Origin of the sequence: Flavobacterium sp., assembly GCF_043722275.1 — a bacterium.
In the GTDB taxonomy this organism is placed as follows: domain Bacteria; phylum Bacteroidota; class Bacteroidia; order Flavobacteriales; family Flavobacteriaceae; genus Flavobacterium.
On the sequence record NZ_JAYSPC010000151.1, the window covers coordinates 1 to 9,759 of the forward strand.

Sequence of the window (9,759 nt, forward strand, 5' to 3'; positions counted from 1 at the left end):
AATTAAAAATTAAAAATTAAAAAATCTGCTTGATCTGCAAAATCTGCGAGAGAAAATTTTAGCCACAGATTAAAATGATTAAAAAGATTTTTGTTTCACGCAGATTAGGATCTTGTTTGTCATCCTGACGGAGGAAGGATCACACAAGAAAGTCTACAAAGATTGTCACCCAACTGTGCGGAGCTACTTGATGAGATTCCTCGTGCCTCGTAATGACAAAAAATGAGGAAAAGTTGTTTATAATGCATTGCCGTTTAGTATTGTCATCCCGAGGAACGAGGGATCTCCGTAAGAAACTCGACAAAGATTTGTAATTCAACTTTGCGGAGCTACTTAATGAGATTCCTCAAAATGACAAAAATGAGAATAAATCTGTGTAAATATTAGCCACAGATTAAGGATTAAAAAAAATTAAAATTATTCACCACGAATTGCACACATTTTTACTAATTAATTCGGGCTGATTCGTGAAATTCGTGGCAAAAATAAAAATCTGTAAAAACCAGTTCAATCTGTAAAATCCATAAGCTATTAATTAAAAATATAGCCACAGATATAAGGATTAAATAATTATCCAGAATATGAAAATAGGATTATTTATACCGTGTTATGTCGACCAGTTTTACCCAAAAGTAGCCATTGCAACCTATGAACTTTTGCAGAAATTAGGTTGCGAGGTTCATTTTCCAATGGGGCAAACCTGTTGCGGACAACCTATGGCAAATAGCGGATATCAATATTTAACCAAAGGCTGTGACGCTAATTTCATCGCCAATTTTGCCGAATTTGATTATATCGTTTGTCCGTCCGGAAGTTGCGTTTTACATGTAAAAGAACATTTACATGATGAAAAACAAGAAGAATTCGCAGCAGAAATGCGAAAGAAAGTATTCGAATTAACAGAATTTATTACCGATATTTTAAAAATAGAATCTATAGAAGGAAATTTTCCTTACAGAGTAGGAATGCATGTAAGTTGTCACGGTCAACGCGGATTAAAGCTTTCGCAGATGACAGAATTAAACGCACCATTTTTCTCAAAACCGGAACAATTACTGCACAATATAAAAGGATTGGATTTGGTTTCTTTATCCAGAAAAGATGAATGCTGTGGTTTTGGCGGAACATTTTGTGTGACCGAAGAAGCAGTTTCGGTAAAAATGGGACAAGACCGAATCAAAGATCATGAAAATCAAGAAGTTGATTATATTACAGGCGGAGATATGTCGTGTTTAATGCATTTAGAAGGAATTCTAAAAAGACAAAAAAGCCCAATAAAAACCATTCATATCGCCGAAATATTAAATTCGTTCGAAAAGTAAGTAAATGATTTTTTAAAATTAAACTTAATTTTCTTTTACCATTAAGAGATTAAGTTCATAAAGCTTTGTCTTAAATTACTTAATGTCTTAATGGTGAAATAAATAAGATAAAAAGATGTCTTCAAAAAAAACATTAGAACACAGCGAAGCAGCAGCGCATTTTAATAAAGACGTAGAACGGGTAAACTGGCACGACGAAACACTTTGGTTTGTTCGTGAAAAGCGAGATAAAGCGGCGCATCAAATCCCGGATTGGGAAATACTTCGTGAAACCGCTTCACAAATTAAAAATAATGTACTTTCAAACATTCACGATTATTTAATTGAATTTGAAGCAAATGCCCAGAAAAACGGAATAAAAGTACATTGGGCGGCTGATGCGAAAGAACACAACGAAATTGTGCATTCGATAATGGCAAAACACGATGTAAGGCAAATGGTGAAATCAAAATCAATGCTTACAGAAGAATGCCATTTAAACGATTATTTAGCTGAAAAAGGCATTGAAGTCATCGATTCGGATTTAGGAGAATATATAGTTCAGCTTCGTAAAGAACCGCCAAGTCATATTGTTTTGCCTGCAATTCACCTTAAAAAAGAAGATGTAAGTGAAACTTTCCATGAACATCTTGGAACAGAAAAAGGAAACATCGATCCTCAATATTTAACCGAATCGGCTCGTTTAAGTTTAAGAAATACATTCCTCACCAGAAAAGTAGCTTTGACGGGAGTCAATTTTGCCATTGCAGAAACGGGCGAAATTGTGGTTTGCACCAATGAAGGAAACGCGGATATGGGCGCACATTTAGCCGATGTTCATATTGCCTGCATGGGATTTGAAAAGTTAATTCCGCAACGCAAACATCTAGGCGTTTTCCTTAGATTATTGGCAAGAAGCGCAACAGGACAACTTATAACTACTTTTTCGAGCCATTTTAAGAAACCAAGAGACGGAAAAGAAATTCATATCGTCATTGTAGATAATGGCAGAAGCACACAATTAGGAAGAGAAGATTTTAGAAATTCCTTAAAATGCATTCGTTGTGGCGCATGCATGAATACGTGTCCGGTTTATAGACGAAGTGGCGGACACAGTTATCATAACGCAGTTGCAGGCCCCATTGGAGCGATTTTAGCACCCAATTTAGACATGAGCAAAAATGCCGATTTGCCATTTGCAAGTACACTTTGTGGTTCATGTACAAATGTTTGTCCGGTAAAAATCGACATACACGACCAATTGTACAAATGGCGTCAGGTTTTGGTTAAAGAAGGACATACGCCAAAATCAAAAACAATTGCTATGAATGCAATGGCAAAGGTTTTGGCGAATCCAACTATCTTTAATATTGCCGGAAAATCAGGTCGTTTTGTAATGAAAAATATTCCCGGATTAGTCAATAATAAAATGAACAAATGGTACGATCAACGCGAAATGCCAGATGTTCCTGAGGAATCTTTTAGAGAATGGTACAAGAAAAATTCAAGAGAATCAAAAGCAAAAGATAATGAGTAGTAAAGCGGATATTTTACAGAAAATAAAGCAAAACCAACCTGATTTTGTTACTGAATTGCCAAACCTGAATCTGTTAGGTTCAGAGCAATTTAATATTCTCGAAACCTATAAAATCGTCCTGAAAAATATTGGTGGAGATTCTGTAGAAGTTACAAACTACGCCGAAATTTTAGAATATATCAAAACGAATTATACAATTGAAAAACGCATTATAACCACAATTCCGGAACTTTCAGAAATTGCCTCTTTAGACTGGAAAAATGACGATCCGCATTCACTTCAGGATGTAGAATTAAATATTATAAAAGCATATTTTGGCGTTGCCGAAAATAGTGCACTTTGGGTTACAGACGATATTTTAGGACAGCGCATTTCACCTTTTATTGCGCAATATCTGGCAATCATAGTTCACAAAAAAGATATCGTTGCCACAATGCATCAGGCATATGAAAGAATTGGGAATCAGGAATATGGTTTTGGAACTTTTATTGCCGGTCCATCAAAAACGGCTGATATCGAACAATCGTTAGTTCTTGGAGCTCACGGCGCCAGAGGATTAATTGTTTTTTTATTGGATTAAAAATGAAAGCTCCACGGAACGATATATATCACCCCGATGGGGTTTTATTGAATACATTTATAGATTTCTATAAATATAACGTCACGCTGTGACTATTATATAGATTATAGCAAAAGCTCCAGCCGAGCATAATATTTATAGTATAATTGCAAGCAATCTTTTCAATAGCTTCATCTGAGCGATATATATTACCCCATGGGTTTTGTTGAATACATTTATAGATTTTTATAAATATAACATTACGCTGTGATTATTATATAGATTGTAGCAAAAGCTCCGGCGGAGCGTAATATTTATAGCATAATTTTAGACATTCTCTTGAGTAGCTCCAGCGGAGCGATATATGTCACCCCTATGGGTTTGTTGAATACACTTATAGATTTTTATAAATATAACATTACGCTGCAATTATTATATAGATTAAAAGCAAAAGCTCCGGCGGAGCGTAATATTTTTAGCATAATTTTAGACATTCTCTTGAGTAGCTCCAGCGGTGCGATATATGTCACCCCGATGGGGTTTTGCCTAATACACTTATAGATTTCCATAAATATAACGTCATGCTGTGAATATTATAGCTTATGCAAAAACTCCAGCGGAGCATAATATTTACAGCATCAGATCCCAATATTCGACAAACATTGCCGACATTCTTCGCGGCGTTTCTGGTGTAATTCCCCTTTCAGCCAAATGACAAAAATCACTTTTTTCTTATTATGCATCCCGAATTTTATATCCTGACAAAAAATAAAAGTCTAACTTTATTGTTAGAACCTATATTAAATATAAAATAAGTTGAGCATGAATAATATAAAAAACCTTAAAGCAGTAGCCTACGGAGAAGTACTTTGGGATGTTTTTGATAATGTAAAAAAAATTGGCGGAGCACCATTAAATGTAGCTTTACGAATGAAAACATTAGGTTGTGATGTTGCCATGATTAGTTGTGTGGGCAATGACAAAGACGGCGAAGACATTATCAATCACGTAAAAAACTTAGGACTTGAAACAGCTGTTATCATGCAATCAAATGATTACCCAACAGGATTAGTCGAAGTGACATTAGATAAAACAGGATCTGCAAGTTATGTTATAAATTATCCATCGGCCTGGGATAAAATTGTACTGAATGATAAGGCTAAAAATATAGTGAAAGATGCAGATGTATTAATTTACGGAAGTCTGGTTTGCAGAGACGAAGTATCCAGAAAATCGCTCGAAGAATTACTTGAAACAAATGTTTACAAAGTTTTTGATGTAAATTTAAGAAAGCCACATTATACTTATGAAATTCTGGAAAAACTAATGCAATCAGCAGATTTTATAAAATTCAATGACGACGAATTATTAGAAATTTCTGCTGCTTTAAAATCACCTTTTACAACTTTAGAAGATAATATCAATTTTATAGTACAACATACAAAAGCAAGCGGAATTTGCGTCACAAAAGGCAAAGACGGCGCATTGTTATTATGGAAAGGTAAACTTTACGAAAATGCTGGATATCCTATAAAAGTAGCTGACACAGTAGGAGCGGGCGATTCATTTTTAGCAGCGCTTACAACTTCATTGCTAACCGGGAAAGATCCGCAAACAGCAATAGATTTTGCCTGTGCAATAGGAGCATTGGTAGCCGAATCCCCAGGCGCTAATCCCGAAATTTCAAATGCTAAAATTGAAGAATTGATGTCTTAAAAAAGCATATAATCCAAAATTGTAAATCGGAATTAGAAATTTGAAAAATAAAGACAGTGAAAATCGGTTTAAGCCGTAAAATCCATTTGCCATTCAATATTATTAATATAAAATTTAGATCGTTATTACTGATTTCGATAGAAAAAACAAGTGCAAATTAAATTCTGCACAAAAAAACGAATAATTGACAAAAAAATATTTTTTAGATTTAATTACAACTTTTAGTTATATTCTATAAGAGGGTTTGTAAGAAAAAAAAACGGGAGAATGCGTAATATTGCGGGACAAGTATTGTTTTATATTAATCCCAAATTATTATGTTCTTTACCCTTACCCAAGACCAGGTCCAGTTTCAGTATGGATCAAATCGATGGCAATACAGTTTTAATGAAATTGTAGAACTTGGTTTACTCAAAAAAAAGAAGACCTACCTTCTTGAAAATTCTGTCTTTATTTTAGTTACAGCTTTGGCATATTATTGCATGGTTTTCTCTACTATGATCGAATTGTATTACATAGGTCCTACCTTATTGGTATATACAATTCTTATTATTTTGAGATTTTACAATGATATCGATTTTGAATATTATGTCATTGTAAGAGACATTTATAAAAAAGAAACCAAGGTTAAAATCAAAAGCCTGGATCGTCCTGCCATTGGCAAACAAATTGATCACTACTTAGAGTGCAACTTTGATAGGCTTTTACAAAATACAACTAATCAACAAATAAACCAATGCTATTAAAAGGAATCACCCACTATGATTTAGTCTTGATAGCAGCGGCTATTTTATATGGTTATTTGATTACAACTAAAAAAAAATGAATTCATACTGCAATAATTACCTACTATTGAAGTAGTTATGATATTACACATTAAAAAGATATAGCTGTAATACTAAAGTTTAAAACCGGTCAGTTTTAGCTATACAAAATACCCCCACATAAAATTATGACCTCTTCAATAAAAAATAAAATCAAAAGCATAAGAGAATTAAAAAATTATACTCAGGAATATATGGCGGATCAACTAGGAGTTACACAGGCAGGTTATAGTAAAATTGAAAAAGGAAAAACAATGCTGTCGTATATAAAATTGGTCGAAATTGCCCGTATTCTCGAAGTCAGCGTCGAAGACGTGATTAGTTTTGACAGTCAGAGATACTTTAATAGTTTCAATAAAGTGAGAGGAAATAATAACGGAAGCATCCAGATAAATTCTGATAATAGCGCCACGCTAAAAGTACTGTATGAAGATAAAATAAAACTATTAGAAAAATTATTAAGCAAAACAGAAGAAGAATTATCCCGTTATAAAGAAAAATACGGACATCTTTGAAGGATCTTTTTAAATTAAAAGCAAAAAAGCGGGACTTTTATAATCCCGCTTTTTCAATTCTATAAATATTTATACTGTTTGGTCATCTGTAACCGCGTCCGGAGCATTTGATTTTACTGATGCAATTCCGCTATCACGTGCGCTGGTACTTTCATACATTTCACTTGAACCAATAATTTGTCCGTTTGTAGCTTTTAAATTGAAATACGGTTTTGCGCTTTTCGATTCCAGTTTATCAAATTTAGAATCATCCTGCGAGTTTGTTTTCACAGATTCGATTCCTCCTGAGCAGCCTGCTTTTGAGCTATAACCTTCACTGCTTAAAATTGTCTGGCCATTTCCGGCTTTTAAATTAAATTGAAATTCACCGTTGGCTCTTTTAGTAATCACAAATTTTCCCATAAGGTTTTTGTTTTTAGTTAAGTATAATTTATTTTGCTGAAATAAAAATACAAAACTTCAACATACAAAATAGACTTGAGAACAAATAAAATCAGATTTATTTTATTAAAAAACAAATCTGATTTTCTAATTTATCCAAATAAAATTACTCAATTTTTTCTAGTTTTATCACTTATTTGAATAAGAAAAACATTTTGTAATATAAGAATATTCTGTATATTTGGTTTTAATAAAAAGCCGAATCATGAAAAAAATATTAGTGTTGTTAATTATTGCTTGTCAATTAATCTCTTGTCATTCGAAGAAAGATGAAGTAACTAAAGTTTCATCTAAAAATACAGATAATATAATAGAAGAAATTGACAATGTAGGCGAAATAAGAGAATATGAAGGAATCTTGCCTTGCGCGGATTGCAGCGGAATTGAAACTGTTTTGAAAATTTATCAGGGCGATGGAACAGTAGAAAGTCATCGATTTGAATTAAGCAGTTTATACAAAGGAAAATCACAGGAAATAATTGAAGATGATGGCAATTATAATTTAGAAAGAGGTTTAGCAGACGATCCTGACGGAACAATTTACGTTCTTAATTGGGACAAACCAGAAGATGAACAAATATACTACGGCTATCTGAGCGAGACTCCGGACAAAATATATTTGCTCGATAACAAACGTCAAATCATCAAATCAAAACTCAATAATACATTGATATTAAAAAAGTAACATCATAATCAAACCTTGTAAAAAGGGTTAAAGTTTTATAAAAGACTTTAACCCTTTTGATGTTTATTCAAATTTTATACGGAATCAATATTACTTTAAAAAATATTTTTTTGAGTTAATACTTTAGTGCTTTTTAGATCATGGGCAACAAAATAATTGGCTATTTTTGTTAGGAATGATTTATTAATATGAAGGAAATAAGCGAAATTCTAAAAGCATATTCAGCAGCAAAAGCAGCGGGAAAAAAGACAGCACTTGCCACCGTCGTTAAAGTCGAAGGTTCTTCATACCGTCAGCCCGGAGCGCGCATGCTTGTAACCGAAGATGGTTTGCTAACCGGTGCCATTAGCGGAGGCTGTCTTGAAGGCGATGCATTACGAAAAGCACTTTTATCAATAAATCAGCAACAAAATAAACTCATAACCTATAATACAAATAATGAAAATGATAGCGAAGTAGGTTTGCAATTAGGCTGTAACGGAATTGTGCATATACTTTTTGAATTCATTAAAGATGAAGATGTTAATAATCCTATTCAGCTTTTACAGCAATTAGAACTCAATCGAAAAGAAGCCGTAATTGCTGCTGTTTTTTCTCTCGAAAGGCAAGCCACACAAATTGGAACCATATTATTTTACAGAGAAGGCATTGAGCCAATTTATAGCAATAAAACCGCATTGAATATTCTCGAAGATGCAAAAATAGTGATCCGGAATAAAACTACAATTGTTAAGAAAATCGAAAATAATAATCAAAACGAAGTACTTTTAGCCTACATAAATCCTCCAGTTTCACTTGTAATTGTGGGCGCAGGAAATGATGTTCAGCCATTAGTAAAAATCGCATCTTCATTAGGATGGGAAATTACAATTGGCGAAGGCCGTGCGACTCACGCCACAAAAAAGAGATTTCCCGAAGCAAAAAACATATTTGTCGTAAAACCCGAACAATTATTAGAAAATATAATCATAGACGAGCAGACATATTTTGTGCTAATTACACACAATTACAAATATGATTTAGCAGTTTTAAAACTTCTTTTAGAAACAAATTGCAATTATATTGGAGTTCTTGGTCCAAAAACTAAACTTAACCGAATGCTTGATGATTTGCATAATGAAGGAATACAAGTTAGCGACAAAAAACTCAATACTATTTTCGGCCCAATCGGACTTGATTTAGGTGCAGAAACATCAGAGGAAATTGCATTATCGATTGTATCAGAAATCAAAGCAGTAATGAGCGCGAAAAACGGAGGTTCATTAAAATATAAAACCGAGAAAATTCACAGTACAAATAATCTTGCATGATATGAAAGAGATAACCGGAATCGTCATTTTAGCAGCAGGAAATTCATCACGATTAGGACAACCCAAACAACTGCTTTCGTATAAAAATACTTCACTTTTAAAAAACACAATTTCGCAAGCTTCTTTAGTACAAAATGCTGTAATTGTTGTTGTTACTGGCGCTAATCAGGAATTGGTCGAAAAGGAAATTACAACTTCAAAAACCACAACAATTTTTAATCCTGGTTGGGAATCAGGAATGTCATCTTCAATATCAAAAGGCTTAACCGAATTATTACGTCTTTATCCCAAAATTGAAAAATGCATTTTTGCCGTTTGTGATCAGCCGTTTGTAACAACCACTATTTTTGAGGATTTAATCAGCGAACACAATAAAACTAATAACGGAATTGTAGCATCAACATATTCAGATACTTTAGGAACTCCGGTACTTTTTCATAAAAAATATTTTAATGAATTACTGGAATTAAAAGGTCAAGAAGGCGCAAAAAAAATTATCAATAAATTTCGTGACGATACAGTTTCAATTTCGTTCGAAAAAGGAAATATTGATATTGATACAGAAGAAGATTATTTGAAGCTTATTTCTTAAAAAAGGTTCAGAGGTTTTTAAAAGGTTCAGAGGTTCAAAGTTGCAAAGGTTTTGCCGCAATCTTGTCATGAAACTCCTCAAAGAATGTCGATAATCTTTGATGAATATTCCGCAATCAAAGCTCCAGCGGAGCGATATATTTATAGCAATTTTGTTTTAATTCTGATGATAAAGCTCCATCGGAGCGACATATTTATTAGCAACGAAACATTTCACCCCGCTGGGGTTCTGTTTTCTTAATCTTTAATTTTTCTATAAATATATCGTCCCGCTGGGACT

General features: G+C 33.4%; 9 protein-coding genes. 8 read left to right on the forward strand and 1 reads right to left on the reverse strand.

The window, feature by feature from the left end:
- Positions 1-581: 581 nt before the first annotated feature.
- The 5 genes from ACHZDT_RS18170 to ACHZDT_RS18190 all read left to right on the forward strand — a co-directional run bounded on the left by ACHZDT_RS18170 (position 582) and on the right by ACHZDT_RS18190 (position 6,452).
- Positions 582-1,322: a (Fe-S)-binding protein gene (locus ACHZDT_RS18170; protein WP_394776092.1), complete on the forward strand. Its 741-nt coding sequence runs from the start codon at positions 582-584 to the stop codon at positions 1,320-1,322.
- A gap of 115 nt (positions 1,323-1,437) precedes the next feature.
- Positions 1,438-2,838 (forward strand): lactate utilization protein B, encoded by a 1,401-nt coding sequence (locus tag ACHZDT_RS18175; RefSeq protein ID WP_394776093.1) that lies wholly within the window; start codon positions 1,438-1,440, stop codon positions 2,836-2,838.
- On the forward strand, positions 2,831-3,418 hold the full coding sequence (locus ACHZDT_RS18180) for a lactate utilization protein C (RefSeq protein WP_394776094.1): 588 nt from the start codon (positions 2,831-2,833) through the stop codon (positions 3,416-3,418). Before ACHZDT_RS18175 ends, ACHZDT_RS18180 begins: the two co-directional genes overlap by 8 nt.
- An 801-nt stretch (positions 3,419-4,219) precedes the next feature.
- Positions 4,220-5,113 (forward strand): carbohydrate kinase, encoded by an 894-nt coding sequence (locus ACHZDT_RS18185; RefSeq protein ID WP_394776096.1) that lies wholly within the window; start codon positions 4,220-4,222, stop codon positions 5,111-5,113.
- A 952-nt stretch (positions 5,114-6,065) separates the two neighbouring features.
- Positions 6,066-6,452: a helix-turn-helix transcriptional regulator gene (locus tag ACHZDT_RS18190; RefSeq protein WP_394776097.1), complete on the forward strand. Its 387-nt coding sequence runs from the start codon at positions 6,066-6,068 to the stop codon at positions 6,450-6,452.
- 69 nt (positions 6,453-6,521) lie between these two features.
- Here ACHZDT_RS18190 and ACHZDT_RS18195 read toward each other — a convergent pair whose 3' ends face one another.
- Positions 6,522-6,854 (reverse strand): YegP family protein, encoded by a 333-nt coding sequence (locus tag ACHZDT_RS18195; protein WP_394776098.1) that lies wholly within the window; start codon positions 6,852-6,854, stop codon positions 6,522-6,524.
- A gap of 244 nt (positions 6,855-7,098) precedes the next feature.
- Between ACHZDT_RS18195 and ACHZDT_RS18200 the strand changes: the two genes are divergently transcribed.
- From ACHZDT_RS18200 to ACHZDT_RS18210, 3 genes are all read left to right on the forward strand, one after another.
- Positions 7,099-7,578 (forward strand): copper resistance protein NlpE N-terminal domain-containing protein, encoded by a 480-nt coding sequence (locus ACHZDT_RS18200; protein ID WP_394776099.1) that lies wholly within the window; start codon positions 7,099-7,101, stop codon positions 7,576-7,578.
- A gap of 188 nt (positions 7,579-7,766) precedes the next feature.
- Positions 7,767-8,888 (forward strand): XdhC family protein, encoded by a 1,122-nt coding sequence (locus tag ACHZDT_RS18205; protein ID WP_394776100.1) that lies wholly within the window; start codon positions 7,767-7,769, stop codon positions 8,886-8,888.
- Position 8,889: 1 nt separating this feature from the next.
- On the forward strand, positions 8,890-9,480 hold the full coding sequence (locus tag ACHZDT_RS18210; RefSeq protein ID WP_394776101.1) for an NTP transferase domain-containing protein: 591 nt from the start codon (positions 8,890-8,892) through the stop codon (positions 9,478-9,480).
- Positions 9,481-9,759 lie beyond the last annotated feature (279 nt).

What these genes read in the sequence shown, in the direction of transcription:
- ACHZDT_RS18170 (WP_394776092.1), top strand. Translation starts at nt 582, where the DNA reads ATGAAAATAGGATTATTTATACCGTGTTATGTCGACCAGTTTTACCCA.
- ACHZDT_RS18175 (WP_394776093.1), top strand. Translation starts at nt 1,438, where the DNA reads ATGTCTTCAAAAAAAACATTAGAACACAGCGAAGCAGCAGCGCATTTT.
- ACHZDT_RS18180 (WP_394776094.1), top strand. Translation starts at nt 2,831, where the DNA reads ATGAGTAGTAAAGCGGATATTTTACAGAAAATAAAGCAAAACCAACCT.
- ACHZDT_RS18185 (WP_394776096.1), top strand. Translation starts at nt 4,220, where the DNA reads ATGAATAATATAAAAAACCTTAAAGCAGTAGCCTACGGAGAAGTACTT.
- ACHZDT_RS18190 (WP_394776097.1), top strand. Translation starts at nt 6,066, where the DNA reads ATGACCTCTTCAATAAAAAATAAAATCAAAAGCATAAGAGAATTAAAA.
- ACHZDT_RS18195 (WP_394776098.1), bottom strand. Translation starts at nt 6,854, where the DNA reads ATGGGAAAATTTGTGATTACTAAAAGAGCCAACGGTGAATTTCAATTT.
- ACHZDT_RS18200 (WP_394776099.1), top strand. Translation starts at nt 7,099, where the DNA reads ATGAAAAAAATATTAGTGTTGTTAATTATTGCTTGTCAATTAATCTCT.
- ACHZDT_RS18205 (WP_394776100.1), top strand. Translation starts at nt 7,767, where the DNA reads ATGAAGGAAATAAGCGAAATTCTAAAAGCATATTCAGCAGCAAAAGCA.
- ACHZDT_RS18210 (WP_394776101.1), top strand. Translation starts at nt 8,890, where the DNA reads ATGAAAGAGATAACCGGAATCGTCATTTTAGCAGCAGGAAATTCATCA.